Raw genomic sequence first — 24,874 nt, forward strand, 5'->3', positions numbered from 1 at the left:
AGCATGTAGTACTCGACGTGTAGTACGGTAAGTGGGTGCACAGCACCGACGCCCAGATGGTCGTGCTCACCGTGCTCGCGGACGGCCCTCGCCACGGCTACGCCATCAACACCGCGATCGAGGAGCTCACCGGCCGCCGGCTCGGCCCCGGCAGCCTCTACGGCGCCCTGAGCCGGCTCGAGGCCCGCGGGCTCATCGAGCCGGTCACCGGGGATGCCGACGGCCAGGACCGGCAGCGCACCATGCGCATCACCGACGCCGGCCGCACCAGCCTGCGCGCCGAGCTCGAGCAGCTCGCCCGCGTCGCCCGGGCCGGCCTGCGCGCCCTCGGGGCCGATCCGGCATGAGCGCCCCGGCGCTCATCGTCGCCCTCTACCCGCCCGCGGTGCGCGAACGGTGGGGCGACGAGATCGGCCGCGAGATCGCCGAGCGCGGCGCGCGCTCCTGGCCCGACGCGATCGGCGGCGCCGCCCGGCTCTGGCTGCACCCGAGCGACTGGCCCGAGACCGCCGCCGGGCAGACCCGCCGGGTGCTCGCGGTGGCCCTGTTCGCCGTCACCGGCGCGGACGCGCTGCTCCTGCGGGCGGCCGAACCGGCGACCGGCCGATGGCTCGGGCTGATCCTCGCCGGCGCCCTGCTCGCCGCGCCCCGGCCGCCGTCGCGCGGGCGCGCGCTGCGGGCCGTCGCCGCCGCCGCGATCCGCACCCTGGCCGCCCCCGCGACCGCCGGTCTGGCCCTGCTCCTGCTGGCCAACAGCGGACTCGTCGACCATCCGGCCGGACCCGCCCGGGTGCTGCTCGTCGCCGCCTACTGGGGCGCGCTCACCTTCATCACCCTGCGGCTGTGGGCTTTGACCGCCCAGATCGTGCGCATGGGCACCGCACCGAGCCGCCGCCGGCTGCGCGCCGCCCTCCTGCTGGTCGGCGCCGGCACCGCCCTCGCGGCCGGCCAGAGCCTGCTCGGCGGCACGCTGCTCATCGCGGCCGCGCTGCTCCTGCCGGCCGTGGCGGCCCTGCACGCGGGCCAGGACCTACACGGCCGGTAGCCAGGCCCGGAGCAGCTCGACGAACTCGACCACCGCCGCGGCCGCGACCAGCAACGACAGCGTCGACACCGCCGCCGAGCCGGAGACCGTGGGCCCGCCGCGCCGCAGCCGGGCCGACGCCGGCCGCACCAGGGCCTCGACCCGGCGCACGGTGCTGGACCCGTCGAAGCCGAGCGACGTGGCCGGGCCGTGCGCGGCCAGCGCCACCTTGGCGATGGTCTGCGCGACGAGCCGGCGGTCGGCGACGCTGCGGGCCGCGTCCTCGTCCGCGCTGCGCTCCACGAGCAGGCCGACCGCCGACTCGACCGGGCGCAGCAGCGGGTTCACGGCCGTGGCCAGCGCGGCGAGGGCGTCCGTGCGGTGGTGCCGGCGTTCCAGGTGCGCCCGCTCGTGCGCGAGCACCGCGGCGCGCTCGTGGGAGTCGAGCAGGCGCAGCAGGCCGCTGGTCACCAGGATGTGTCCCCGGCGGCCGCGGCCGGGCGGCACGGCGACCGCCCGCGGGCTGTCCCAGTCGGCCACGACCAGCCCGCCCTCGGGGCGCCCGGCGGCGTGCAGCTCGCCGGCGACGGCCCGGCGCCGGCGCACCCGCACGGCGATCCGCGCGGCGATCCACACGAGCACCGCGGCCGCGACGAACGCGATCGGGTCGGGCACGGGCTCCGGCAGCGGCTGGCCCTGCGTCACCGACAGCCGCGCGTACCGCTCGACCGCCGGCAGATCGTCGGCCAGCGTCGCGGCCACGAGCACGAGGCACACCGCGCCGGAGACGGCGGTCACCAGCGCCCCGGCCGCGAGGGCCCGCGCGGCGCGCTCGGGCCGCCCGGCGCGGGTGGCGACGCGGGCGAGCGGCCACAGCAGCGCCGGCAGCAGCACCGGGACGTAGACGAGCCAGCTCACGCCGGGTCCGCGTCGCGCAGCAGGGCCCGCAGCAGCTCGGCGTCGGCGGGCTCGAGACCGGCGGTGAACTGGCGCAGCACCGCGTGCCGGTCGCCGGGCCCGTCGAGGACGGCCCGCATCCGCCGGGCCGCCGCGCTGGCCTGGTCCTCGGCCGGGAAGTACTCGTAGCCCCGCCCGCCGGCCAGGCTGACCCGGCGGCGCACCAGGCCCTTCTCCTGCAGCCGGGTGAGGATCGTCTGCACGGTGTTGTAGGCCAGGTCGCGGCCGAGCGCCTGCTGGACCTGCGCGGGGCTCAGCGGGCCGGCCGCGGCCCAGAGGACCGTCATGACGTCCGACTCCAGCGAGCCCCACGCGCGCCGTTCCGGGCTCATCGCCGCGCCCGGGGCTGGTGAGAACGCATGGCGACAGGGTACCTCCAGGGAAGGACCCCATTACATCTCCGGACGCACGGCGCGCTCGATGTCGTAGCCCAGGTCGACGCGGCACGACACCGGCGGCGCAGAGCGTCCGGGCATGAGCATGATCGAGGCCCGCGACGTCGCCCGGTCGTTCGGCCCGGCCCCGGCAAGTCGACGCTGCTGCGCTGCCTCGCGGGCATCTGCGCGCCCGACCACGGCGAGGTGTACTTCGACGGCCGCCGGCTCGACACGCTGCCCGAGCCGGCCCGCACGCTGCTGCGGCGCACCGCGTTCGGGTTCGTGTACCGATCCGCTCACCGCCGACCGGCGCGTCGTCATGTCGGACGGCCGCGTGCACGCGCAGACGGAGGCGCGGGCCGGTTCGAGCGGGGCTACGATCGGGGCGTGAACGGCGCGGCGATCCTGGTGGTCGAGGACGACCCGGACATCGCCGAGGAGCTGGTGCAGGCGCTGCGGGCCGGCGGCTACCGGGCGAGCGCGGCGCGCGACGGGGCAGGGGCGCTGCTGGCGGTACAGTCGCAGCCCTTCGATCTGATCCTGCTCGACCTCGGGCTGCCCGACCTCGACGGGGTCGCGGTGTGCCGGCGGTTGCGCGCGGCGGCGCTCGACACCGTCATCGTGGTGCTGACCGCCCGCACCGCCGAGCTCGACGTCGTCGTCGCGCTCGACGCGGGCGCCGACGACTACCTGACCAAGCCGTTCCGGCTCACCGAGCTGCTCGCCCGGCTGCGCGCCCATCTGCGCCGGCGGTCCGCGGCCCCGGGCGACGCCCCGATCGCCGTCGGGCGCCTGTCGCTCGACGTGGCCGCGCACCGGGCCAGCGTCGGCGGGCGGGAACTGGTGCTGCGCCCGAAGGAGTACGACCTGCTCGTCGCGCTCGCGGCCCGGGCCGGCGAGGTGGTCACCCGCGAGGATCTCATGGCGCAGGTCTGGGACGAGCACTGGTTCGGGCCCACGAAGACCCTCGACGTGCACGTCAGCGTGCTGCGGCGCAAGCTCGCCGAGGCCGGTGAGCCGCTCACCCGGATCACGACGGTGCGGGGCCGGGGCTATCGCTTTGAGACGGCGCCGGCGCCAGCAGCAGGCTGAAGACGGGGTTCGGGGCCGCGCGCCGCACGAGCAGCCGCCCGCCCTCCGCCTCGGCCAGGCTGCGGGCCAGCGACAGCCCGATGCCGCGCGCCCGCCGGGCGAAGACCCGCTCCGGGTCGCCGGTGATGCCCGGGCCCTCGTCGCCGACCTCGATCGACACTCCGGGGCCGAGCTCGGTCACGGCCACCGTCGCGGTGCCGGCCCCGTGCGCGAGCGCGTTGGCGAGCAGCACGTCGAGGATCTGCCGGGCCGCGGCGTTGCTCGCGGGCACCACCGGCAGCCGCGGCAGCGACGGCAGCACCAGCCGCCGGCCCCGCGCGGCGAACTCGCCGTGCCACCGCTCGCGCGCCCCCGCCAGCAGCCCGGCGACGTCCAGCGGCTCGGCGCTCACGTGGGTGTCTCGGGCCAGGTCGAGCAGCTCCTCGACGGTGTCGCGCAGCCGCTCCGCCCGGCGCAGGGCGTTCGCGGCCGCGGCCCGCAACCGCCTCGGGTCGGGTTGTGGGTCCCGCAGCGCCGACTCGAGGGCGAGCAGCAGTGCCGTCAGCGGCGTGCGGAGCTGGTGCGACACGTCGGCGCTGAAGGCCCGCTCCCGCTCCAGCACGGTGCCGAGCCGCCGCGCGGTCGCCTCGAGCGCCCGGCCGGCCGCGTCGGCCTCCTCGAGGTCGCTGCGCGCCGCGCGGACGGTGAAGTCGCCCTCGCCCAGGGCGCGGGCGGTCGCGGTGAGCTCCTGCAGCGGCCGGGCGATCCGGGTGGCCTGCCGCCGGCCCAGCAGCGCGGCGAGCCCGACGACGAGCAGGCCGGAGACCGCCATCAGGCCCCAGGCGCGCGCGGTTCGCCATTGGACGATGCGGTACGGCTCCGACGCGCGCACCGCGAGCGTGACGCCCCCGTCCGACGGCACCGGCGCCACGACCGCCAGCTGCCCGTCCTCGATCGCGTGGTGCAGGTGGGCATCGGCCGCGGCCGCGGCGACCGCGGAGCGCTCGGGCCCGCCGTGGGCGAGGCGCACCCCGTCGACGCGGTAGACCCCGACCGTCACCGACGCGGACAGGTCCGGCGGCAGCTCGACCGTGCTGGCGTCGGTGCCGTAGGAGTCCGGCACGGTCGCCGCCACCCGCGCCGCGTCCCGTTGCAGCCCGATCACCGCCTCGTTGTCGTATCCGGCGGCGAGCGCGTAGGCGAGGGGCAGCGCGAACAGCGCGACCGCGCCGGCCGCCACACCGGTGATCGACGCCCGGATCCGGGCCCGCAGCGATGTCACCGCACCATCCTGGACGGCGAAAGGTAAGCGCAGCCTTAACGTGCACCGGAGCCGCCGCTAACCCGGCCGTCCGTACCGTCCGGATCATGCGCGTTTCCCTGCTCGTCACATCCGTCGCGCTGGCCCTGGCGGCGGCCGGCTGCGGCTCGTCCGGATCCGCCCCGGACAACAGTCCCGCCGGCGACATCCCCGACAACACGGCGTTCGTCGCGTTCCGCCCGGCCGGGCAGCGCTACGAGATCAAGGTTCCCGAGGGCTGGCAGCGCACCGAGTCGGGCGCCGTGGTCACCTTCACCGACAAGCTCAACGCCATCCGGGTGCAGACCCGGCCGGCGGCGGCCGCGCCGACGGTCGCCTCCGCGAAGGCCGACGTCCCCGGCGCCGCAGTAGAGCGGGCCGAATCCGTCCAGCGCAAGGGCGGCGACGCGATCCTCGTCGTCTACCGGGCCGACAGCGCCGCCGATCCCGTCACCGGCAAGGTGGTGCCCGACACCGTGGAGCGGTACGCCTTCTGGCGCGACGGCACCGAGGCGGTCGTGACGCTGAGCGGCCCGGTCGGCGCGGACAACGTCGACCCCTGGCGCACGGTGACCGACTCCTTCGCGTGGCTGTCGTGACCGTCGCGATCGAGGCCACCGAGCTGTACCGCTTCTACCGGGCCGGCGAGGAGGAGACCCGCGCGCTGCGCGGCGTGAGCGTGCGCGTGCATGCGGGCGAGCTGGTCGCGGTCGTCGGCCCGTCCGGATCCGGCAAGTCGACGCTGCTGGCCTGCCTGGCCGGGCTCGACGAGCCCGACGGCGGCCAGGTGCGCGTCGGCGGCGTCCGGCTCAGCCACCGCCCCGAACGGGAACGCGCGGCGATCCGGGCCCGCGGCATCGGCATGCTCCTGCAGTCCGACAACCTGCTGCCGCACCTGACGGTCGCCGGCAACGTCGACCTCGTCCAGCACCTCACCGGCCACGTCGACCGGTCCTACCGCGACGGGCTGCTCGACGAGCTCGGCCTCGCCGCCCGGGCCGGCACCCCCGCGACCCGGCTGTCCGGCGGTGAGGCGGCCCGGGCCGGCCTGGCCGTCGCGCTCGCCGCCGAACCCGTCGTGCTCCTGGCCGACGAGCCGACCGGGGAGCTGGACGACGCGACCGAGCTGCGGGTCCTCGACCTGCTGCGGGAACGCGCCCGCGGCGGCCTCGCCGTCGTCGTGGTCTCCCACAGCCCCTCGGTCGCCGGCATCGCCGAGCGGCGCATCGAGCTGGTCGACGGGCGGGTCACGGGTGACTGAGGAACTCGCCCGGTGCGTCGGCGTCAGCCGCACCTACGGCACCGGCCCCACCGCCGTCGTCGCCCTGCACACGGTCGACTGTGTCCTGCACCCGGCCAGCCGCGTCGCGCTGATGGGCCGCTCGGGCTCGGGCAAGTCGACGCTCCTGCACCTGCTCGCCGGGCTCGACGAGCCCACCACCGGCGTCGTGCGGCGGCCCGGCCGCGGCGAGATCGGGGTCGTCTTCCAGGGGCCGAGCCTGCTGGCCCCGCTCGACGTCGCCGAGAACGTCGCGCTGCCGCTGCTGCTGGCCGGCGGCCGCCCGGCCGACGCGGCCGAGCGGGCGGCCGGGGCGCTGCGCCGGGCCGGCGTCGCCGACCTGGCGGGGAAGCTGCCCGAGGAGCTCTCCGGCGGGCAGGCCCAGCGGGTCGCGGTGGCCCGGGTCCTGGCCGGCTCGCCGCGGCTCATCCTTGCCGACGAGCCCACCGGCCAGCTCGACGCCGAGCACCGCGACGCGGTGGTCACCCTGTTGCTCGAGGCGGCCGCCGAGCTGGGCGCCGGGCTGCTCATCGCGACCCACGACGCCCGGGTCGCCGACCGGCTGCCGCAGCGCTGGGCCATGGACGACGGACGCCTCCGGGAGGTGGGGCAGGCATGATGACGACGATCTGGATCGGCGGGCAGCTGCGGCACCGGGCGGCGAGGCTGGCCGCCGTCGCGGGCGGCATCGCCGTCGCGGTGGCCCTCATCGCCTCGCTCGGGGTGTTCCTGCGCGACGCCCGGGCCACGATGACCCAGCGCGCCATCGAACGGGTGGCGGCCGACTGGCAGGTCGAGGTGCAGCCGGGCGCGGACCCGGCCGCCGTCGGCTCCGCGGTGCGGGCCGAGCCGGGCGTGGACACGGCGCTGCCGGTCGGCTTCGCCACCAGCCCCGCCCTGACCTCGGCCGCCGGCGGCACGACCCAGGCGACCGGCGCCGCCCGGGTCCTCGGCCTGCCCGACGGCTACGCCGCCACGTTCCCCGGCGAGCTGCGCGGCCTCGCCGGCGCGACCACCGGCGTCCTGCTCGCCCAGCAGACCGCGGCCAACCTGCACGCCGTCCCGGGCGGCCAGGTCACCGTCCAGCGGCCCCGCCTGCCCGACGTCACGCTCACCGTCGACGGCGTCGTCGACCTGCCGGCGCTCGACTCGCTGTTCCAGAACGTCGGCGCCCCGCCCGGCGCCCAGCCGCAGGCCCCACCAGACAACGTCCTGCTCCTGCCGGCCGACCGCTGGCACGCCCTGTTCGACCCGCTCGCCGCGTCGCGGCCCGACCTGGTCCGCGTGCAGCTGCACGCCCGGATCCGGCACGACCTCCCGCCCGACCCGGCCGCCGCGTACACCGCGGTCACCGCCGCCGCTCACCACCTCGAGGCCGACCTCTCCGGCGGCGGCCTGGTCGGCGACAACCTCGGCACGACCCTCGCCGCCGCGCGCTCCGACGCCCGCTACGCCGACCTGCTGTTCCTGTTCCTGGGGCTGCCCGGCGCGGTCGTCGCCGCGCTGCTCACCGCGGCGGTGACCGCGTCCGGCGCCGCCCGCCGCCGCCGCGAGCAGGCGCTCCTGCGCGCCCGCGGCGCCACCGCGAGCCAGCTGCTCCGGCTGGCGGCCGCCGAGGCCGCCGTCGTGGGCATCGCCGGCGCCGCCGCCGGGCTGGCCGTCACCGCCTGGTCCCCGGGTGCCGCGGCGGCCGGCCTGCTCATCGCCGTGCTGACGGTCGTGGTGCCCGCCTGGCGCGACCTTTCCCGCACGACGGTCGCCGGCGCCCGGCGGCCCACCGGCCGCGACCGCCGGGCTCCGGCCTGGATGCGCTACGGCCTCGACCTCGTCCTGCTGGCGGCCAGCGCCGCGATCGTCCTCGCCGCCGGTCGCAACGGCTATCAACTGGTACTGGCCCCCGAAGGCGTCCCGCAGGTCTCCGTCGACTACTGGGCGCTCGCCGGCCCGGCCCTGCTGTGGGCGGGCGGGGCGCTGCTCGCCTGGCGCCTGGCCTACCTGCTGCTGGTGCCCGGCCGCCGGCTCACCGCCCGGCTCCTGCGGCCCCTGGCCGGCTCCCTCGCCGCGACCGCGGCCGCGACCCTCGCCCGGGGCCACCGGCAGGCGGCCCGCACCGTGGTGTTCATCGCGCTGGCCGGCGCGTTCGCCGCGTCCACCGCCGTGTTCGCCGAGACCTACCGTCATCAGGCGGGCGTCGACGCGCAGCTGACCAACGGCGCGGACGTCACCGTCAACCGGCCCGGCGGCGTCGACGCGTCCGCCGCGGCGGGCGTGCCCGGCGTCGCCGCGGCCGAGCCGATGGTGCACCGCTTCGCCTACGTCGGCTCAGATCTGCAGGACATGTACGGGATCGACGCCACGACCATCGGCGGCCACGTGACGCTCCAGGACTCGTACTTCACCGGCGGCACCGCCCGGCAGATGCTCGACCGCCTCGCCCAGAGCCCGGACGCGGTGCTCGTCAGCGCCGAGACGGTCAAGGACTTCCAGCTCAACCCCGGCGACACGCTGAGGCTCCGGCTGCCCGGCGCGCACGGCGGCGGGCCGGTCACCGTCCCGTTCCGCTACGCCGGCGTGGTCAAGGAGTTCCCGACCGCCCCGACGGACAGCTTCCTGGTCGCCAACGCCGGGTACCTCGCCCGGCAGACGGGCGACGCGCCGAACACGCTGCTGGTCACGGCGGCCCGCGGCGCCCGCCCGGCCGACGTCGCCACCCGGCTGCGGGCCAGGCTCGGCCCCGGCGCGCAGATCACCGACATCGACTCCGCCCGCCGCGTCGTCGGGTCGAGCCTGTCGGCCGTGGACCTGTCCGCGCTGGCGAACGTCGAGCTCGGGTTCGCGCTCGCCCTCATCGCGGCGACCGCCGGGCTCCTGCTCGTCCTCGGGTTCGCCGAGCGCCGCCGGACGTTCGCCCTGGCCACCGCGATCGGCGCGCGGCCCCGGCAGCTCGCGAACCTCGTCTGGGCCGAGATCGCGGTCGTCGGGGTGTGCGGGCTCGCCTTCGGCGCGCTCCTGGCCGCGGCGCTGTCGCGGATGCTCGCCGCCCTGCTGACCGGCGTGTTCGACCCGCCGCCCGACCGGCTGACGATCCCGTGGCCGTATCTGGGCGCCGGGCTGGCGCTGAGCGTCGCCTGTCTCGCCGCGGCGGGCGCGGCAACGGTGCTCGCCGCCCGGCGCCCGGCCCTCACGGTCCTGCGCGACCTTTGACCATCCCGTCGAGGCGGGCGGCCGGGTCCACTGTGGACCCGTCCCGCCCGCCGGCGGGGGAACGGCCGAGCAGCAGGGCGCAGGCGGCGACGAACAGCGCCACCAGGAGCCACCCGTGCAGTACCGCCGGCATGGGAATCCAGCGGGCCACGAACAGGCCGAAGGACGCCGACATCGTCCACCACGGCAGGGTGTGCCGGGCGCCGGCGAAGTCCCAGATGATCGTGCCCACGACGACGCCGGCGATGTAGTACTTGTTGCCGCCGGGCTCCAGCACCAGCCGGGAGGCGACCGTCAGCAGCGGGATCGCCGCCCATCGGCCCCGCCACGCGGCGAGCGCGCCCAGGCTCAGGGCGAGCGCGAGCTGGGCCGGGCGGTCCCACACCGGCGTGCGGGCGTCGTGGATGCCGAGCGCGTGCAGCGCCGAGACCGGAGCGTTCTGGATGGTGTACCGCAACGCATTGCTCGTCCCCGGGTCCCCGAGGAAGAACGGCACCCACGCGACGGCCACCGCACCGGCCAGCGCCGCCACGGCCGCGAACCGGGGGCGCCGGCTGGGCAGCAGGAGCAGCAGCGCGGCGAAGCCGAGCGCCCACGGCTTGGCGTCGGTGGCCAGGCCCAGCAGCAGACCGGTGGGCCACGCGCGCCCGGCCCGGGCGGTGCGCAGCGCGGCGACCGACAGCAGCAGCGCGAGGACGTCGTCGAGGTGGGCCACGCCGACCGCCAGGAACATCCACACCGGCAGGAAGTACGCCGCGGCCATGGCGAGCCGGGCGTCGTCGCGCCGCAGCGGCGGCACCAGCCCGCGCACCAGCCACAGCAGCAGCAGCCCGGCGGCGGCGCCGAGGATCTGCCCGCCCAGCAGCGCGAGCCCGTGGCCGGCCGGGAGCAGCGCCAGCACCGCCAGGAAGCTCAGCGGCCCGATCTGCAGGATCGGCGCGGCCGCGTACAGGTGCAGCCCTCCGCTGACGGGATCGTCGGCGTCGGCGAGCGCGGTCGCCCCCTGCAGGAAGAAGTGCCACGACGAGCCGCCCCCGACGGCCATGATGCCGAACCAGGCCGCGGCCCAGCCCAGCACCAGATAGCCGATCGTGCGCGTGGAGAGCAGGCGTCCGAGCATCGCCGCACGCTAGGCGCGCGAAACTGAACCCGCGCTGAGTCGCGCCAGTCCGGCATTCAGCGGGCCTTCAGCCCGGGGCTGTGACGATCCCAGCATGGAGCCGAGAAGATCCGAATTTGTCCGTATAGCGAGCAAGGTCCCCGAGGTCACCGTCTACTTCTGGATCATCAAAGTGCTCGCCACCACCGTCGGCGAGACCGCCGCCGATCTGCTGAACTTCAACCTGGGCCTGGGCCTCGCCGGCACGACGATCGCGATGTTCGTCGTCCTCGGCGTGGCGATGGTGCTGCAGTACCGCGCGCCGAAGTACATCCCGTGGCGCTACTGGCTCGTCGTCATCCTCGTCAGCATCGCCGGCACCCTGATCACCGACAACCTCACGGACGCCCTCGGCGTGCCGCTCGAGGCGACGACGGCCGTGTTCGCGGTGGCGCTCGCGATCGTGTTCTTCTGGTGGTACCGCAGCGAAAGGACCCTGTCGATCCACTCGATCACGACCCGGCGCCGGGAGACCTTCTACTGGGCCGCGATCCTGGTCACCTTCGCCCTCGGCACCGCCGCCGGGGACCTGCTGGCCGAGCGCCTGAGCCTGGGCTATCTGCTGTCCGCCGCGCTGTTCGCGACCGTCATCGCGTTCATCGGCCTCTTCTACGGCCTGCGGGTGCTCGGCGGGGTGTTCGCGTTCTGGGCGGCCTATGTGCTCACCCGCCCGCTCGGCGCGTCCCTCGGCGACTGGGTCGCCCAGCCAACCGACTCGGGCGGGCTGAACCTCGGCACCGTCGGCCCGAGCGTCGTATGCCTGCTCGCCGTGGTGGTGCTCGTGGGGTATCTGACCGCCTCCCGCCGCGACCAGATCGCCACCGAGGACTTCTCGGCCCCGGCGTAGCCGGCCCGGCCCTCGGCGCCTCAGCGCGCTTTCAGTTTCGAACCGACAGTCTGGCGCGCATGCGTTCGACTTCGTCGCCGGGTGCCGTCGTTGCCGGCGAACCCGCACACCCCGCCGTCCAGAACCGGCTGGCCAAGGTGCCGCAGGTGACGGCCCTGTTCTGGGTCATCAAGGTCCTGACCACTGGAATGGGTGAGACGGCCTCGGACTTCCTCGCGCACACCATCGCGCCGCCGGTGGCAGTCGGGCTCGGTGGGCTCGGCTTCGCCGCCGCGCTGATCCTGCAGTTCCGGGTGCGCCGCTACCTGGCCGGCGTCTACTGGCTCGCCGTCATCATGGTGAGCGTCTTCGGCACGATGGCCGCCGACGTGCTCCACGTCGGGCTCGGCGTGCCGTACCTGCTCTCCACCATCGGCTTCGCGATCGCGCTCGCCGCGATCCTGGTCGTCTGGTACGCCAGCGAACGCACGCTGTCCATCCACAGCATCACCACACCGCGCCGGGAGTGCTTCTACTGGGCCACCGTGCTGGCCACGTTCGCGCTGGGTACGGCGGCCGGCGACCTCACCGCCATGACGTTCGGCTGGGGCTACCTGCTGTCCGGCGTCATCTTCACCGTCGCGATCGCGGTGCCGGCGCTCGCCTTCCGCATCGGCAGGCTCAATGCGGTGGCCGCGTTCTGGGCCGCGTATGTGATCACCCGGCCGCTCGGCGCCTCGTTCGCGGACTGGATGGGGGTCTCGCACGAACGCGGCGGCCTGGGCCTGGGCACCGGGCCGGTGACCGCGGCCTGGGCTGTGCTCATCGTCGTCCTGGTCGGATATCTGGCCGTGACCCGCACCGACACCGAGCCCCCGCTTTCAGCGGGCGTTCAGGACGATAGGCCTACGTTTGCACCGATTTCTGGGGAAACGACATCCGTAACGCAGTCGTGAGGGAGAGCTGTGTCCATTACCGCCAGCAGGCCGGTGCGTTCACGCGGCTGGCTGACCAAGGTGCCGGCGATCACCGCCACGTTCTGGGTCATCAAGGTGCTGTCCACGACGATCGGCGAGACGCTCGCGGACTACCTGAACGTCAACGTCGGCCTCGGCCCCGCCGTGACCGACGGGATCATGTTCGCCTTCCTCGTGGGCGCGCTGATCATGCAGTTGCGGACCCGCGCCTACACCCCGTGGATCTACTGGCTGTGCGTGGTGCTGGTGAGCATCGTCGGCACCCAGATCACCGACTTCTTCACCGACACCCTGGGCGTGCCGCTCGCCGTCAGCACGGCCGTCTTCGCGGTCGTTCTCGCCGCGGTCTTCACGATTTGGTACCGCCAGGAGCGCACCCTCGCGATCGCCTCCATCAACACGCCCCGCCGCGAGGCCTTCTACTGGGCCGCGATCCTGACCACGTTCGCGCTCGGCACCGCCGCCGGCGACTTCGCCACCGAGGCCCTCGACCTCGGCTTCCGCAACGGCGCGCTCGTCTTCGGCGGTCTGATCCTGGCCACGTGGATCGCGTTGCGCCTCGGCGCCGGCCAGGTGCTCACCTTCTGGATCGCCTACGTGCTCACCCGCCCGCTCGGCGCCTCGCTCGGCGACCTGCTCACCCAGGACAAGGACCTCGGCGGTCTGGCCCTGGGCGCGAGCGCCACCAGCGTGCTGTTCCTGGCCGCGATCGTCGTGCTCGTCGTGCGCGAGCAGGTGCTGGTGAGCCGGCACGGCGTCGCCGAGAAGGGCGCCGGCCCGAACGGCGGACGCGGCCGGGACTACGCGTGGGCCGGTGCCGCGGCCCTGGCCGTTGTCATCGCCGGTTTCGGGCTCAGCCTGGCACAGGGATCGCCGCAGACCACGGACGCTCAGGCCGACGTGGCCCAGGACACGGTCACCGGCTCGGCCGCGGCGCAGCCGGTCCACCCGACGACCAAGCTGGGCGACCTCGGCAGGTTCGCGGTGATCGTGTCCGACGTCCAGGCCAAGGTCACGCAGCACGATCTCGCCGGGGCCAAGACCCGGGTCAAGGACCTCGAGGTCGCCTGGGACGACGCCGAGGCCGGGCTCAAGCCGCGCGACTCCGCCAAGTGGCACCAGCTCGACGGCCAGATCGACGACGTGCTCACGGCGCTGCGCGCGGCGAGCCCCGCGCAGGCCGACTGCGCCGCTGCCGTCGGCACGCTGATGAGCACGCTGAACAAGTTCGACGGAGTCTGACGGCGGACCGGGCGCCGCCGGTCAGGTACGGCTTGACCGGCGGCCTCGTGTCCTGCGGCCCTGAACACCGGGCGTTCAACGCATTCTCACGCAATTCTTAAGCGGTTCGGGGCGACGCTCTCCGCATCGCCGCCGAGAATGACCGAGGCCCCGTCCGCTGTCGACGTCGGCGGCTCGTCCGCGGTTGCGCGTGGCATACCTGCCCGTGACCGTCGCTGGTACTGGAGAGGAATCATGGACGACGTTCGTATTGACGTGTCCGGGCTGCGCAAGCAGTACGGCGACGTCGTGGCGGTGGACGGCCTGTCGTTCACCGTCGAGCCCGGCCGGGTGACCGGGTTCCTCGGCCCGAACGGGGCCGGCAAGACGACCACACTGCGCATGCTGCTCGGCCTCGTCGCGCCGACCGCCGGCACGGCGACCATCGGCGGCCTGCGCTACACCGACCTCGCCGAGCCGGCGCGGATCGTGGGCGCGGTCCTGGAGGCGTCATCGGCGCACAAGGGCCGCACCGGCCGCAACCACCTCCGGGCGTGCTGCATCATCGCCGGCCTGCCCCGTGCCCGGGCCGATGAGGTCCTCGACCTGGTCGGGCTGCTCCCCGCCGCCGATCGCAGCTTCAAGGGCTACTCGCTCGGCATGCGCCAGCGGCTCGGGATCGCCACCGCCATGCTCGGCGACCCACGGGTCCTGATCCTCGACGAGCCCGCCAACGGCCTGGATCCCGAAGGCATCCGCTGGATGCGGGAACTGCTGCAGGGACTGGCCGCCGAAGGCCGCACGGTACTGGTCTCCAGCCATCTGCTGTCGGAGATGCAGGCCCTGGCCGACGACGTCGTGATCGTCGCGGCCGGGAAGCTGATGCGGCAGGGGCCGGTCGCCGAGGTGCTCAGCTCGGTCGGCGGCGACGCCCGCGTGCACGCGCGCACCCCCGAGCCGGACAAGCTCAGCATCGCGCTGCGGCAGTTCGGCGGCACGGTCACTCCGGAAGGACCGAACCGGCTGTGCGTCACCGGGATGGTCGCCGAGGCCGTCGGCGACGCCGCGCTCGCGGCCGGGATCGCGCTGCATCAGCTCACCACCGAGCAACCCGACCTCGAGGACGTGTTTCTCGACCTGACCCAGGCGAAGGCGGCCATCCGATGACGCGACTCGTCCGCGCGGAGCTGTTCAAGCTGCGCACGACCAGCCTGTGGTGGCTTTTCGCCGGCGCCACGCTGCTCAGCACCGCCGTCATGCTCGCCGTGAACCTCGTGCAGGCCCACGAGCTGCTGCAGCCGTTCGACAAGTTCGTGGCGCTGCACGCGCACGGCCGCAACGTGGCGCAGATGCCGCCGGAGTTCCTCAACCGCCTGCGCGGCGAGTGGGAGCTGGGCCACAGCGCGGTCACCCAGGCCGCCACGATCTTCACCGCGGGGCAGCTCATCGGGGTGCTGCTGGCCTGCCTGCTCGGCATCGTGCTCATCACCAGCGAGTTCCACCAGCAGACCGCGACCACCACGTTCCTGTTCACCCCGCACCGCGGCGCGGTCATCGCGGCCAAGCTCGTCACCGCCGTCATCGTCGCGGCCGCGTCCTGGCTCGCCTCCACCGTGCTCGCGCTCGTCGTCGGCGCGATCTTCCTCGGCGGCGAGGGCTACGGCACCCAGCTGGGCCAGTGGGGCGTCGTCCGCGCGATCCTGCTCAACCTCGCCGCCTACGCCATCTGGGCCGTGTTCGGCGTCGGCTTCGGTGCGCTCATCCGCAGCCAGCTCGCCGCGACCGTCGCCGCCACCGTGCTGTACCTCGTCGGCGCCGCCGCCGCGAGCGGCGTGTTCGACCTGCTCTACACGTACGTCATCAAGCAGGACTGGATTCTCACCGCTCAGGTGATCGTCCCGTCCGTGGCGTCCACGGTCATGATCTCGCCGACGAAGACCTTCGACCAGAGCCCGGCCCAGTGGGTCGGCGCCGCGGTCCTGCTCGGATACGGCGTCGTGACCGCCCTGGCGGGCACGCGGCTGCTCCGGACCCGCGACATCTCCTGAAGGGTGATACCCGCCCGGATTCCGCAGTACGATCCCCTGGCCGGCGGGCTCGGCTCAGCATCGCCTGCCTCGCGGCGGCGCCCCGCCCTCACGGTGCTCCGCGATCTGTGACCAGCCCGTTGAGGTGGGCGTACACCGCGGCATGGATGCGGTCCCGCAGCCCGAGCTTGGCCAGGATCCGGGACACGTGCGTCTTCACGGTCTCGTCGCCGACGTGCAGGCGCCGGGCGATCTCGGCGTTGCTGTGCGCCTCGGCCAGCAGCAGCAACACCTCCCGTTCACGGCCGGTCAGGCGGGCCAGCTCCGGCGGCTCCGGCGGCGGGGCCAGGCTGGTCGCGAAGCGGCTGATGTGCCGCCGGGTCACGGACGGATCGATGAGCGCGTCGCCGCGGGCCGCGACCCGGATCGCGGCGATGAGCTCCTCCGGCGGCAGGCTCTTGAGCAGAAAGCCGCTCGCCCCGGCCCGGATGCTGCGATAGACGTACTCGTCGCTGTCGTACGTCGTCAGGACCAGGACCCTCGTCCGGTTGCCGGGCGCGGCCAGGACGGCCTCAGTCGCGCCCAGCCCGTCGAGGCGTGGCATGCGCACGTCGAGGATGGCCACGTCGGGCCGCGACCGGGCGATGCCGGCCACCGCTTCCCGGCCGTCGGCCGCCTCGCCGACGCAGGCCAGGTCGGGCTGGGTGCCGATGAGGGTGCGCAGGCCCGACCGGAACAGGGCATGGTCGTCGGCGAGGAACACCCGCAGCGGCTCGCCGTCCGGGCCGGTCATGCCGGGGTGTCCCACGGAACGACGACCACGGTGCGCCAGGTGCGGCCGTCCGCCCCGGGACCGTGTTCGGCGCGGCCGTCGAACGTCCGCATCCGGTTGCGGATGCCGCTCAGGCCACGCGGCACCGCGGTGTCGGCACCGGCGGCCGCGACCGGACCGATTCGGTTGTCGGAGGCGACCGTGAGCGCCGCGGGCCCGTAGTCCACGAACACGTCGACGCCGGAGCCGTCGCCGTGGCGCAGCGCGTTGGTCAGCATCTCCTGCACCACGCGGTACAGGGCGACGTCGAGGTACTGCGGCAGCGGCCGGGCGTCCCCGGTCACCAGCACCGCGACCGGGACCCCGGCCGCGCGGACCGCATCGACGAGCTCGTCGAGATTCGACAGGCCCGGCTGCCGCGCCGGCTCCTGCGGGTCGCTGTGCAGCACGTCGAGCAGCCGCCGCAGGTCGGTCATCGCCGACCGGCTGGCCGTCTCCACCGCCCGCAGCGACTCACCGATCGCGGGGGCGTCCGTGTCGCGCAGGCCGAGGCGGGCCGCGCCGGCGTGCACGTTGATGGCGCTGACGTGGTGGGCGATCACGTCGTGGAGGTCCCGGGCGATGGCGCTGCGCTCCTGGGCCACCGCCTCGGCGATGGCGTCCCGGGCGTCGCGGCGCTGCTGTTCCGCCCGCCGTTCGAGCTCGTCGAGGTACGCGCGCCGGCTTGTGGTGTACCGCCCCACGAGCCACGGCAGCACGCCGTTGCTCAGCACCGCCAGCGGTGCGAGGCCGCCGGGGTGCTCGCCGCCGACCGCGGACGACCCCGCGATGCCCGCGCACAGCACCGCGAGCGCGGCGACCGCCTGCGGCCCGCGCAGCCACGCACCGGCCCGGTAGCCCGCGATCAGCGTGCCGGCATCGTTGACCTCCAGCCCGGCCGGGGCACCGAGCAACAGCGGCCCGAGCAACCGCACCGCGGCGGCGACGACCGCCACCACGCCGGACAGCCGTGCCGCGGTCGCGAGCGCGGCATCGGCCAGCCCGATCGCGGCGAGCACCGCCCACCAGCGCCAGCCCCCGGCCCCGTCGCCGTACAGCGCGAAGCCCAGCCCGTCGGCGGCGAGGCACGCCCCGGCGACCAGCAGCGACTGCCGCCGCAACGAATCGTGCGCATCACGCGCGGTCGGCGTCACAGGCTCACCCCCGGACCGATCATGCCCGGCGGCCAGACCCGCCGGGTCCCCCGGCCGGGGGATGTCCGTCACTCGCCACCGGGACGATCCCCGGCCCGGCGACACCTAGCGTCGGCCCCGATGAACACCGCATCGCGAGCAGTCCTGGCCCTGACCGCCGTCCTCGCCGTCGTGCTCGGGCCGGCCGCCGCCGCACGGGCCGACACGCCGGGCGCCGGGGCGGACGTCAGCGTCGCGCAGAGCCTCGGACCACGCGAGCTGACCGTCACCATCCGGCGCGTCACCGCGGTGCCGGGCCCGGTCCGCGTCGACGTCATCACCCACGCCGGCTCGCCGGCCGGTCAGATCCGTGTGGCGGTCACCCCGACCGGCGCCGACCGGCCCGGCGCCCACCGGCCGGCGGCGGGCGCGATCACCGCATCGGCGACGCTCACCCTGCCGGACCGACCGGGACCCACCGGCATCACCCTGCGCGTCGACCGGGCCGGTCCCTGGCAGTTGTCGCTCGACGACACAGCCCGCACCGCGACCATCCCGTTCATCGTCTTCGCGCCGGTGGTGAGCCCGCCGGAACGCGCCGCGTACCTGGGTTTCACCGTCGCCGGAGCCGGGCTGGTCGCCACGCTGCTCGTCGCCGCGGCCGGACGGCGACCGTGGTGGACGGCGTTGGCGGCCGCGGTTGCCGTGGCGGGGCTGGCGGTCGCGGCGACCGGCGCGGCGCTGTCGGCGTCACTGCCGGTACCTGCGCAGCCCGGCCTGCAGCGCGAGGCGACGGTGGCCAACGCCACCGACCCGTACGCCGTCGCCGTCCGCGCCGGGGACCCGTCCCGGCCGCCGGTCAACGCCGCGCTGCGGGCCGAGCCCGGCGAGCTGCGGCTGGGGCTGACCGACGCGGCGACCGGCCTGCCGGCCGACGACCTCGTGGTGCACGACGGGGCACTGGTCCATCTGATGGTCACGGGCCCGGACGGGACGCTGTGGCACCTGCACCCGGTCCGGGTCGGGCCGGGTGACTACAGGGCGTCGTTCGACCCGCCGGCGGCCGGGCGGTACGCGGCCGCCGCCGAGCTCGAGCGCCTGGGCGGCGGGGTGCAACTCGTCCGCGCCCAGCTGGAACTCGCCGGCGGCGGCAGCCCCGCCCGGCCGCCGACCGGCGCCGGCGACCTCCGCGTGAGCGCCGGGCCGGCCGTGGCCGGACGGCCGGTGACGGTGCTCGCCAGCGCCGGGCCGCACGCGGACCTGCAGCCGTGGCTGGGGATGCTCGGCCACCTCATCGTCGTCGGTCCCGGTGCACCGGCCACGGCGCCGGTCTGGGCCCACAGCCACTCGATGGGCCTGGCCTCGGACATGGCCGGGCATGACATGGGCGCGGACGGCGCGACCATGCTCATGCCGCCGGGTGTCGACGGCGCACCCGATGAGACCGTCGCCGCCTACGGTCCCGTGGTCGCGTTCACGTTCACGTTCCCGCTGCCGGGCACCTACCGCGCCTGGGTCCAGGTGGAGCGGCAGTACACCATCTTCACCATCCCGCTCACCGTCACGGTCGGTGCCGCGTGAGGCGGCTCGCCACGGCCCTCGCGGCCGTGCTGACCGCCGCGGCGCTCGGGTGGCTGCTGTGGCCGGCGGGCGCCGCCCCGGTCGAGCTGACCGTCGGCTCGACGCGGTACATCGTCACGGTGGCCGTCGCTGAGCCCCGCGCCGGCGAGCGCGATGTGGCGGTGGTGGTCACCGACCGGACCGGCCGGCCCGACGCCACCGGCCCGGTCGAGATCACCGTTGTGCTGCCGGCGATGGGCTTCTGCGCCGCACCGGTTGCGGCGACACCGCTCGGCGGCGGCCGGTTCCGCGCCGCCCGGGTCCCCCTGATGAGCCCCGGCGAGTGGCTGCTTCGGGTCACCGCCGCTGGTACCGCTCACGTCCTGCCCCTGACCGTTCGGCCGTGAACGCACACGATTGGAGCACGCATGACCCGTACCACCGTCGGCCGGCTCGGCGCGGCGACCGTCCTGCTCGGCACCGCGCTGTCCCTCGTCGGCATCACCTGGGATGTCCAGTGGCACGTCGACGTCGGCCCCGACACGTTCTTCACGCTGCCGCACCTGCTGCTGTACTCCGGCAGCGCCGTGTCCGGTCTGGCCAGCCTCGCCATGGTCCTCACGGCGACGGCCGACCGCCGAGCCGGCCGGGACGTGACCGGTCTCGCCGGCGGGCCGCCGGTGCGCGTGCTCGGGGTGTTCACAACGCCGCTGGGCCATCTCGTGTCCGGTGTCGGCGCGGCCTCGTTCCTGCTGTACGGCCTCGTCGACCTGTACTGGCACTCCGTCTACGGCTTCGACGCGACCCTCGCCTCGCCACCGCACATCGCGCTGTTCAGCGCCATCACGGTGACGATGGTCGGCGCCGTCATCGTGTTCGGCTCGGCCGGGCGGCAGCCGTGGGGCCGGGCCGGGCTCCTGGTCAGCCTGCCGATCCTCATGATGTTCAGCCCCATCACCACCAACGCGGTCAAGGACCTGCCACTGCCGTTCGATCCGATGACCGCCGGGATCGCGTTCTTCAACGTCATGCTGCTCGTCGTCGGACTGGCCACCGTCGGCCGGCCCGGGACCGCGATCGCCGTCGCCACCGTCCTCGGGGCGATGCAGGCCGCACTCTGGCTGTTCGCGCCCTGGGCCGCGCACGCCTACGCCGGCGCAGTCGGGCTTCCGCTTCGCGACGACCTCGGCGGCAAGCCACCCGAACTGCCCGCCGGCATTCCGATGTTCCTGCTGGTGGCCGCGGCGGCGCTCGAGGGGGTGGTGTGGCTGGCCCGCCGGCGCGGCTGGTCACCGCGCTGGGCGCCCTCGATCGCCGGCGCCCTCGCGGGCGTCATCGCCGCGGTCACGTTCGCGCTGCAGGGCCCGCTCATCGGCGGCGATCCCGCCCCCGCCGGCCCGCGACTCGCCGTCGGTGCGCTCGCCGCCGCCGGGTTCGGCGCGCTCGGCGCATTCCTCGGCTGGCGCTTCGCCGGCATGCTGCGCGGTGACGCGGAGCGTGTTCCCGCATTGGTACCCGCTCTGACCGTCGAAGGACTGCACCCATGACCGCTCGCCTGCTCGCCGCCGTGGCGGTCGTCGCCGCGCTCGTGCTCGGCCCGGCCACTGCGGCCCTGGCCTATCAGCCCGTCAACATCGTGCACACCGAGCACGTCGAGGCCGGCCCCTACGCGCTGACCATCGGCTTCTCGGTGTGGCCGCTGCGCGCGCAGCGCTCCCTCGACTGGGTCTTCATCCCCGACGGCGGGATCGCCGGCAAGTCCGGGACGCTGTCGCTGGCCGGCCCGGACGTGCCGGCGGACGAGGCGCATCAACCGCTGGTCCGCCACCCGCGACGGCTCGACGTGTGGGGCCTGGACGTCAAGTCCCTCGACAGTCCCGGCGCCTACACGTTCACGTTCGACGTCGACGGGCCGCAGGGCCACGGCACCGGCGCGCTGCGCGGCCTCCCGGTCCTCGACCAGCCTGGCCCGCCGCCCGCACTGAGCTGGGCGGTGTGCGCGATACCGCTCGCGGCGCTGATCGCGTTCCTGGTCATCGCCTGGCGCCGGGACCGTCCGTCACGGCACCTCCTGCCGCTACCGGGCTGATCGTGCACAACGGCGGCCGGTTACGGTCCATTGTGGACCGCTCCGGTCGCCGCCGCCGAAGGCAGGTGTGGCGTGTGGCAGTTTGACGGCACGGCGCGGCGCGGTCGCGACGGCTCGCGGCGGCGACCGTCACGACCGCGCCGAGCCAGCGTCGGGAGCGAACCTGAACGAATGCTGCCAGGGATCTGCCGTGGACCTGGCACCGCCGATTCTTAGACGGCATCGGCAACCGTTCTTAGCGACTTCTTAGCCGGACCCGCTTGTGCCGCAACGTCGTCATCGTGTGAGCGGCAGGCAGCGGCGCAGCAGCGCACCGCCGGCCACCGTGCCGACCCGGCACCGGCCGCGCGGCGCCCGGCTGCTCGTCGGCGCGGGCACCGCGCTCGCGGCCGGCCGGAGCATGCGCAGCGGCGCACCGCTCGCCACGGTCGCGCTGGCGGCGACGCTCGCGCAGACTGGCCGAGCCCGGTGAGGACTCGGCCCAGATCACGCCGGCCCGCGGCCGCGGCTCCCGTTACGAGACGCCGCGGCTACTGGGCTCGTGAGCGAGCGCGAGCGCGCAGGAGCTCGATGGCGATCGGGACGACGGACAGCACCACGATGCCGATGAGGATGAGCTCGATGTTGTCCCGCACGAAGGCGATCTGGCCGAGGAAGTAGCCGAGGATCGTCACGCCGCAGGACCACAGGACGCCGCCGATCACGTTGTACAGCACGAACGTGCGGTAGTGCATGTGGCTCGCGCCCGCGACGATCGGCGTGAACGTGCGCACGATCGGCACGAAGCGCGCGAGCACGATCGAGCGCGCACCGTACTTGTCGAAGAACTCCTGCGCCCTGGTCAGGTTCGACTGCTTGAACAGCCGTGCGTCGGGGCGGCGGAACAGGGCGGGGCCGACGCGGCGGCCGAAGATGTAGCCGACCTGGTCGCCGGCGATCGCCGCGATCGACACGAGCAGGCACACGAGCCACAGGGGCTGGTGCAGGTAGGTGCCGGAGGCGACCAGCAGGCCGGTGGTGAACAGCAGGGAGTCGCCGGGCAGGAAGAACCCGATCAGCAGGCCCGACTCGGCGAAGACGATCGCGAGGATGCCGATCAGGCCGAACGTCGAGATGAGGTACTGCGGATCCAGAAAATGCACGAGGGGACCAATCTGTTATCGGTGGGCGACGGCAGCGGGAACGGCACTGACGGGTTCGGCGAGTGCGTTGACGACGGCCGCGAGGCGCTGGACCTGAGCCGGTTGCAGGGTGTCGTACCGCACGAAGCCCCCGCCCTGCCGATACAGCGCGAGCTCGGCGTCCACCGCGGCGAACTTGTCGTCCAGGTGGGCGTCGTAGGCGGGAGTGAGCGCGGCGATCACGGCCCGGCAGCCCTCGACGTTGGCGGCGAAGTCCCACAGGTCGGTGTGCGAGTAGCGGTCCTCCTCGCCGGTGACCTTCTTCGTGGCCACCTCGTCGAGGAGGCTCTTGGCCCCGTTGGCGATCTCCAGGGCGGTGAGCGTGACGCCGTTGAGGCGCGTGCGCAGCTCGGTGACGTCGGCGAGCAACTGGTCCGCGACGCCGGCGACGGCGGCCAGGTCCGCGCCGCTCCACAGTTGCTGCTCGATGCGGTGGTACCCGGTCCAGGCGACGCCGGGGTCGAGATCGCCGTCACGGGCGTCGATCTTCGGGTCGAGGTCGCCGAAGCTCTCCGCGACGGTCTCGATCCGCTCGTAGGGCGCGCGGGCGGGCGCGTAGAGTGCCTGGGCCTTGGCCCGGTCGCCGGACTTCACGGCGGCCACGAACGCGGTGGTCTGGTCGACGAATGCGGCCGCCTGCTGCCGCACGTAGTCCTGGTAGGTTGCCGCGGCCGCCGCGAGCGCGGGGTCGGCCGAGGGGGCACTGGAGGTACCGCCGCCGGATCCTGTGACGGTGAACGCGCCGCGAATGCCGGTGCCCGTCATGCCGGGCCGGCACGAGGTGGTGTAGGTGCCGGCTGGCAGGTCGACGTGCAGGCTGCGGCTGACGCCCGGCGCGATGTTCTCGACCTCGCCGACGACGCGGTCGCCGGCCGCGTACACGTAGAACTCGGTGACCTTGGCGCCCTGGTTGCGCACGTCGAAGACCCGCGGCCCGGCGGTGGCGTGGTCGGTGCTGAGCCGGCATTCCGTGTCGGTGGCCGTGACGGCGACGGCCCCGGCGTCGGCCGCCGGGGCCGCCGCACCGCAGGCCGAGACGAGCACCGCGAACGCGGCGAGCACGACGACGCCGTGCGCGCGCGGCCGCGGTGCGGCGTGCGCGGGCCGGCAGAACACCGCCGTCATGACCATCGCGAACGCGAGCCACGCGCCGGCCTCGAGCACGGTCGAACGCGTGGTCAGGCCGACGGTGCCGGTCAGCAGGGTCGCGTACCACGAGGCCGGGTCGGCGCCGAGGTCGAACGCGACACGGTCGGCGCCGGGCAGGGCGCCCGCGTGCTGCAGCCCGTGCACGCCGTGTGTCAGCAGGCCCGCCGCCATCGGGATGAGCATCGTGCCGGTGCAGGTCAGCAGGCGACGGGGATCGGTCCCGGCGGTGGCGGTCGATGCGACCCAGCCGAGTCCGACCGCAGCGGCCGCACCGATGACCGACGTGACGCTCGCCCCCGTGCTCAGCGCGGCGAGGAAGGCGATCGCGGCCACCGCCCAGCCGCTGACGCCCAGCGCGTCCTCGAGCCGGCCGGTGGGCTCGCCTCGCAACGTCCGCACGGTCCGGCGCATCCACAGGATCAGCACGGCGATAGCCGCGACGGCCGCGAGCGACGCGATCGCCTCGAACAGCTCCGGTCGTCCGCGGGCCGCCACCCAGGCCGCCGCCGACGCCGGGATGGCACTGAGCAGACCGAATCCGACGGCCGGCAGCCGGTCACGGCGCCCGGTCCTACTCAGGAACGTCATCAGGGCCGCGACGACGATCGGTCCGGCGAAATACACGGCGGAAACCATCCTCCGACACGTTGTAGGTCATGTTCGATGGAACATTACCCATCCATTCCTGAAAGAACCTTGAGTGGCGCCGCCTGCGCGGCCGCACCGAGCGGCGGGAGGCCGTAGGCGTCCTCGATGGTCCGCAGGATGGCGTAGTGGTCGACGCGCCCGGCCCGGTCGCCGGGCCGCACGCCGGCGCCGAGCACCACGGTCGGGATGTGGTTGCCGTCCGTGCCGTTGTCCTCATCGAACGTGAGGATCAGCAGGCTGTTGTGCGTCTCGGCCCAGTCCGCGTAGGAGCCGAGCGTATGCCGCAGCCAGGCGTCGGCGTCGCCCTTCGGGCAGTCGTGCATGTCGTGGCACAGGTCCGGCACGACGAAGGCGACCGTCGGCAGCCGGTCCCAGCTCGACGGCAGGTCGGTCAGCGGCCGGTTCAGCCCGGACGGCACATCGGCGAAGTCGACCCAGGGGTTGTGCCGGCGCACGTAGGTGCCGCTGGAGCAGCCCGTGTACCCGGCGAACGGCAGCGCCTCGGCGTAGCCGGTGAAGGTCAGGCCGGCGTCGAGCAGCTGGCGGCCGAGGTTCGGGGCGTCGAAGGTGCGCCGGATGCACGTGTTGTCGGTCACGCCCTGGGTGGAGCCGGAGAACAGCGCGAGGTAGTTCGGCTGGCTCGGGTGCGTCTCGCCGTAGGCGTCGGTGAAGTTGGCGCCCCGCCGGGCCAGCGAGGAGATGTAGGGCGTCCGCGGGTGGCCGATGACGGAGTCGTACCGCTTGTTCTCCATCACCACCACCACGATGTGGTCCGGCCGCGGCGCGGGGGACGCGAGGGCCACCGGGGCGGCGAGCAGGGGCAGCGCGGCAGCGATCGGCAATGTGGTCATTCGCATACCTACATCTTGTCGGACAGCACA

Annotated in this window: 27 protein-coding genes; 17 read left to right on the forward strand and 10 right to left on the reverse strand. The window is 74.6% G+C overall.

Going from position 1 to position 24,874, the window contains the following annotated elements:
• Positions 1–35 precede the first annotated feature (35 nt).
• The gene (locus tag AC6JBM_RS22745; RefSeq protein WP_350610575.1) at positions 36–347 is read left to right on the forward strand and encodes a PadR family transcriptional regulator; all 312 of its coding nucleotides are present in this window, start codon (positions 36–38) and stop codon (positions 345–347) included.
• The gene (locus AC6JBM_RS22750) at positions 344–1,045 is read left to right on the forward strand and encodes a hypothetical protein (RefSeq protein ID WP_497985585.1); all 702 of its coding nucleotides are present in this window, start codon (positions 344–346) and stop codon (positions 1,043–1,045) included. Before AC6JBM_RS22745 ends, AC6JBM_RS22750 begins: the two co-directional genes overlap by 4 nt.
• On the opposite strand, the gene AC6JBM_RS22755 is transcribed toward AC6JBM_RS22750, so the two are convergent.
• The 3 genes from AC6JBM_RS22755 to AC6JBM_RS22765 are packed head-to-tail and all read right to left on the reverse strand — an operon-like array spanning position 1,031 to position 2,679.
• Positions 1,031–1,942 carry a M56 family metallopeptidase gene (locus AC6JBM_RS22755; RefSeq protein ID WP_497985586.1) on the reverse strand — a complete coding sequence of 304 codons (912 nt, stop codon included), beginning with the start codon at positions 1,940–1,942 and terminating at the stop codon, positions 1,031–1,033. The two genes, AC6JBM_RS22750 and AC6JBM_RS22755, sit on opposite strands and share 15 nt — an antisense overlap.
• Positions 1,939–2,313, reverse strand: coding sequence for a BlaI/MecI/CopY family transcriptional regulator (locus AC6JBM_RS22760; protein ID WP_350610572.1), 375 nt, complete (start codon positions 2,311–2,313; stop codon positions 1,939–1,941). The genes AC6JBM_RS22755 and AC6JBM_RS22760 overlap by 4 nt, the downstream gene beginning before the upstream one ends.
• A gap of 60 nt (positions 2,314–2,373) precedes the next feature.
• Positions 2,374–2,679 carry a hypothetical protein gene (locus AC6JBM_RS22765; RefSeq protein WP_497985587.1) on the reverse strand — a complete coding sequence of 102 codons (306 nt, stop codon included), beginning with the start codon at positions 2,677–2,679 and terminating at the stop codon, positions 2,374–2,376.
• Between the two features lie 66 nt (positions 2,680–2,745).
• Between AC6JBM_RS22765 and AC6JBM_RS22770 the strand changes: the two genes are divergently transcribed.
• Positions 2,746–3,450 carry a response regulator transcription factor gene (locus AC6JBM_RS22770; RefSeq protein WP_497985588.1) on the forward strand — a complete coding sequence of 235 codons (705 nt, stop codon included), beginning with the start codon at positions 2,746–2,748 and terminating at the stop codon, positions 3,448–3,450.
• On the opposite strand, the gene AC6JBM_RS22775 is transcribed toward AC6JBM_RS22770, so the two are convergent.
• Positions 3,389–4,711, reverse strand: a complete 1,323-nt coding sequence (locus AC6JBM_RS22775) for a HAMP domain-containing sensor histidine kinase (RefSeq protein WP_497985589.1) — start codon at positions 4,709–4,711, stop codon at positions 3,389–3,391. The genes AC6JBM_RS22770 and AC6JBM_RS22775 overlap by 62 nt on opposite strands.
• An 86-nt stretch (positions 4,712–4,797) precedes the next feature.
• Here AC6JBM_RS22775 and AC6JBM_RS22780 point away from each other — a divergent pair, with 86 nt between their 5' ends.
• From AC6JBM_RS22780 to AC6JBM_RS22795, 4 genes are read left to right on the forward strand one after another with little or no spacing between them, the layout of a single operon-like run.
• Positions 4,798–5,328 carry a hypothetical protein gene (locus AC6JBM_RS22780; RefSeq protein ID WP_497985590.1) on the forward strand — a complete coding sequence of 177 codons (531 nt, stop codon included), beginning with the start codon at positions 4,798–4,800 and terminating at the stop codon, positions 5,326–5,328.
• Entirely contained in the window at positions 5,325–5,990 is a 666-nt protein-coding gene (locus AC6JBM_RS22785) for an ABC transporter ATP-binding protein (protein ID WP_497985591.1), read from the forward strand. The genes AC6JBM_RS22780 and AC6JBM_RS22785 overlap by 4 nt, the downstream gene beginning before the upstream one ends.
• Positions 5,983–6,627 carry an ABC transporter ATP-binding protein gene (locus AC6JBM_RS22790; RefSeq protein ID WP_497985592.1) on the forward strand — a complete coding sequence of 215 codons (645 nt, stop codon included), beginning with the start codon at positions 5,983–5,985 and terminating at the stop codon, positions 6,625–6,627. The genes AC6JBM_RS22785 and AC6JBM_RS22790 overlap by 8 nt, the downstream gene beginning before the upstream one ends.
• The gene (locus AC6JBM_RS22795; protein WP_497985593.1) at positions 6,624–9,212 is read left to right on the forward strand and encodes an ABC transporter permease; all 2,589 of its coding nucleotides are present in this window, start codon (positions 6,624–6,626) and stop codon (positions 9,210–9,212) included. Before AC6JBM_RS22790 ends, AC6JBM_RS22795 begins: the two co-directional genes overlap by 4 nt.
• Here the strand turns inward: AC6JBM_RS22795 and AC6JBM_RS22800 are convergent.
• A complete protein-coding gene (locus AC6JBM_RS22800) occupies positions 9,190–10,332 on the reverse strand; it encodes a hypothetical protein (protein ID WP_497985594.1) in 1,143 nt (380 codons plus the stop codon). The two genes, AC6JBM_RS22795 and AC6JBM_RS22800, sit on opposite strands and share 23 nt — an antisense overlap.
• Positions 10,333–10,426: 94 nt before the next feature.
• Here AC6JBM_RS22800 and AC6JBM_RS22805 point away from each other — a divergent pair, with 94 nt between their 5' ends.
• From AC6JBM_RS22805 to AC6JBM_RS22825, 5 genes are all read left to right on the forward strand, one after another.
• Entirely contained in the window at positions 10,427–11,218 is a 792-nt protein-coding gene (locus AC6JBM_RS22805) for a COG4705 family protein (RefSeq protein ID WP_497985595.1), read from the forward strand.
• 59 nt (positions 11,219–11,277) lie between these two features.
• Positions 11,278–12,153, forward strand: coding sequence for a COG4705 family protein (locus tag AC6JBM_RS22810; RefSeq protein ID WP_497985596.1), 876 nt, complete (start codon positions 11,278–11,280; stop codon positions 12,151–12,153).
• A gap of 33 nt (positions 12,154–12,186) precedes the next feature.
• Complete coding sequence (locus AC6JBM_RS22815; protein ID WP_497985597.1) at positions 12,187–13,416, forward strand: COG4705 family protein; 1,230 nt, start codon at positions 12,187–12,189, stop codon at positions 13,414–13,416.
• A 234-nt stretch (positions 13,417–13,650) separates the two neighbouring features.
• Entirely contained in the window at positions 13,651–14,562 is a 912-nt protein-coding gene (locus AC6JBM_RS22820) for an ABC transporter ATP-binding protein (protein ID WP_497985598.1), read from the forward strand.
• A complete protein-coding gene (locus tag AC6JBM_RS22825; RefSeq protein WP_497985599.1) occupies positions 14,559–15,443 on the forward strand; it encodes an ABC transporter permease in 885 nt (294 codons plus the stop codon). Before AC6JBM_RS22820 ends, AC6JBM_RS22825 begins: the two co-directional genes overlap by 4 nt.
• Positions 15,444–15,531: 88 nt before the next feature.
• On the opposite strand, the gene AC6JBM_RS22830 is transcribed toward AC6JBM_RS22825, so the two are convergent.
• Together AC6JBM_RS22830 and AC6JBM_RS22835 are read right to left on the reverse strand one after the other, a co-directional pair.
• Positions 15,532–16,215, reverse strand: a complete 684-nt coding sequence (locus tag AC6JBM_RS22830) for a response regulator (RefSeq protein ID WP_497985600.1) — start codon at positions 16,213–16,215, stop codon at positions 15,532–15,534.
• A complete protein-coding gene (locus tag AC6JBM_RS22835) occupies positions 16,212–17,387 on the reverse strand; it encodes a sensor histidine kinase (protein WP_497985601.1) in 1,176 nt (391 codons plus the stop codon). Before AC6JBM_RS22835 ends, AC6JBM_RS22830 begins: the two co-directional genes overlap by 4 nt.
• A 120-nt stretch (positions 17,388–17,507) precedes the next feature.
• Here AC6JBM_RS22835 and AC6JBM_RS22840 point away from each other — a divergent pair, with 120 nt between their 5' ends.
• The 5 genes from AC6JBM_RS22840 to AC6JBM_RS22860 all read left to right on the forward strand — a co-directional run bounded on the left by AC6JBM_RS22840 (position 17,508) and on the right by AC6JBM_RS22860 (position 21,487).
• Positions 17,508–18,947: a DUF8832 domain-containing protein gene (locus AC6JBM_RS22840; protein ID WP_497985602.1), complete on the forward strand. Its 1,440-nt coding sequence runs from the start codon at positions 17,508–17,510 to the stop codon at positions 18,945–18,947.
• Complete coding sequence (locus AC6JBM_RS22845; RefSeq protein ID WP_497985603.1) at positions 18,944–19,333, forward strand: hypothetical protein; 390 nt, start codon at positions 18,944–18,946, stop codon at positions 19,331–19,333. The genes AC6JBM_RS22840 and AC6JBM_RS22845 overlap by 4 nt, the downstream gene beginning before the upstream one ends.
• Positions 19,334–19,354: 21 nt before the next feature.
• Positions 19,355–20,473: a hypothetical protein gene (locus AC6JBM_RS22850; RefSeq protein ID WP_497985604.1), complete on the forward strand. Its 1,119-nt coding sequence runs from the start codon at positions 19,355–19,357 to the stop codon at positions 20,471–20,473.
• Positions 20,470–21,015 carry a hypothetical protein gene (locus AC6JBM_RS22855; RefSeq protein ID WP_497985605.1) on the forward strand — a complete coding sequence of 182 codons (546 nt, stop codon included), beginning with the start codon at positions 20,470–20,472 and terminating at the stop codon, positions 21,013–21,015. Before AC6JBM_RS22850 ends, AC6JBM_RS22855 begins: the two co-directional genes overlap by 4 nt.
• A 283-nt stretch (positions 21,016–21,298) precedes the next feature.
• Entirely contained in the window at positions 21,299–21,487 is a 189-nt protein-coding gene (locus AC6JBM_RS22860) for a hypothetical protein (protein WP_497985606.1), read from the forward strand.
• Between the two features lie 58 nt (positions 21,488–21,545).
• Here AC6JBM_RS22860 and AC6JBM_RS22865 read toward each other — a convergent pair whose 3' ends face one another.
• From AC6JBM_RS22865 to AC6JBM_RS22875, 3 genes are read right to left on the reverse strand one after another with little or no spacing between them, the layout of a single operon-like run.
• Positions 21,546–22,157, reverse strand: a complete 612-nt coding sequence (locus AC6JBM_RS22865; RefSeq protein ID WP_497985607.1) for a DedA family protein — start codon at positions 22,155–22,157, stop codon at positions 21,546–21,548.
• A gap of 15 nt (positions 22,158–22,172) precedes the next feature.
• Positions 22,173–23,969, reverse strand: coding sequence for an iron uptake system protein EfeO (gene efeO / locus AC6JBM_RS22870; RefSeq protein ID WP_497985608.1), 1,797 nt, complete (start codon positions 23,967–23,969; stop codon positions 22,173–22,175).
• A 47-nt stretch (positions 23,970–24,016) separates the two neighbouring features.
• The gene (locus tag AC6JBM_RS22875) at positions 24,017–24,850 is read right to left on the reverse strand and encodes an alkaline phosphatase family protein (protein WP_497985609.1); all 834 of its coding nucleotides are present in this window, start codon (positions 24,848–24,850) and stop codon (positions 24,017–24,019) included.
• Positions 24,851–24,874: the final 24 nt, after the last annotated feature.

It is taken from the genome of Dactylosporangium thailandense (genome assembly GCF_059739745.1).

Excerpts from the sequence above, each read along its gene's own strand:
- AC6JBM_RS22795 (WP_497985593.1), top strand. The coding sequence starts at position 6,624 with ATGATGACGACGATCTGGATCGGCGGGCAGCTGCGGCACCGGGCGGCG.
- AC6JBM_RS22750 (WP_497985585.1), top strand. The coding sequence starts at position 344 with ATGAGCGCCCCGGCGCTCATCGTCGCCCTCTACCCGCCCGCGGTGCGC.
- AC6JBM_RS22825 (WP_497985599.1), top strand. The coding sequence starts at position 14,559 with ATGACGCGACTCGTCCGCGCGGAGCTGTTCAAGCTGCGCACGACCAGC.
- AC6JBM_RS22810 (WP_497985596.1), top strand. The coding sequence starts at position 11,278 with ATGCGTTCGACTTCGTCGCCGGGTGCCGTCGTTGCCGGCGAACCCGCA.
- AC6JBM_RS22760 (WP_350610572.1), bottom strand. The coding sequence starts at position 2,313 with ATGAGCCCGGAACGGCGCGCGTGGGGCTCGCTGGAGTCGGACGTCATG.
- AC6JBM_RS22820 (WP_497985598.1), top strand. The coding sequence starts at position 13,651 with ATGGACGACGTTCGTATTGACGTGTCCGGGCTGCGCAAGCAGTACGGC.
- AC6JBM_RS22850 (WP_497985604.1), top strand. The coding sequence starts at position 19,355 with ATGACCCGTACCACCGTCGGCCGGCTCGGCGCGGCGACCGTCCTGCTC.
- AC6JBM_RS22800 (WP_497985594.1), bottom strand. The coding sequence starts at position 10,332 with ATGCTCGGACGCCTGCTCTCCACGCGCACGATCGGCTATCTGGTGCTG.
- AC6JBM_RS22780 (WP_497985590.1), top strand. The coding sequence starts at position 4,798 with ATGCGCGTTTCCCTGCTCGTCACATCCGTCGCGCTGGCCCTGGCGGCG.
- AC6JBM_RS22765 (WP_497985587.1), bottom strand. The coding sequence starts at position 2,679 with ATGACGACGCGCCGGTCGGCGGTGAGCGGATCGGTACACGAACCCGAA.
- AC6JBM_RS22855 (WP_497985605.1), top strand. The coding sequence starts at position 20,470 with ATGACCGCTCGCCTGCTCGCCGCCGTGGCGGTCGTCGCCGCGCTCGTG.
- AC6JBM_RS22840 (WP_497985602.1), top strand. The coding sequence starts at position 17,508 with ATGAACACCGCATCGCGAGCAGTCCTGGCCCTGACCGCCGTCCTCGCC.
- AC6JBM_RS22830 (WP_497985600.1), bottom strand. The coding sequence starts at position 16,215 with ATGACCGGCCCGGACGGCGAGCCGCTGCGGGTGTTCCTCGCCGACGAC.
- AC6JBM_RS22875 (WP_497985609.1), bottom strand. The coding sequence starts at position 24,850 with ATGCGAATGACCACATTGCCGATCGCTGCCGCGCTGCCCCTGCTCGCC.
- AC6JBM_RS22805 (WP_497985595.1), top strand. The coding sequence starts at position 10,427 with ATGGAGCCGAGAAGATCCGAATTTGTCCGTATAGCGAGCAAGGTCCCC.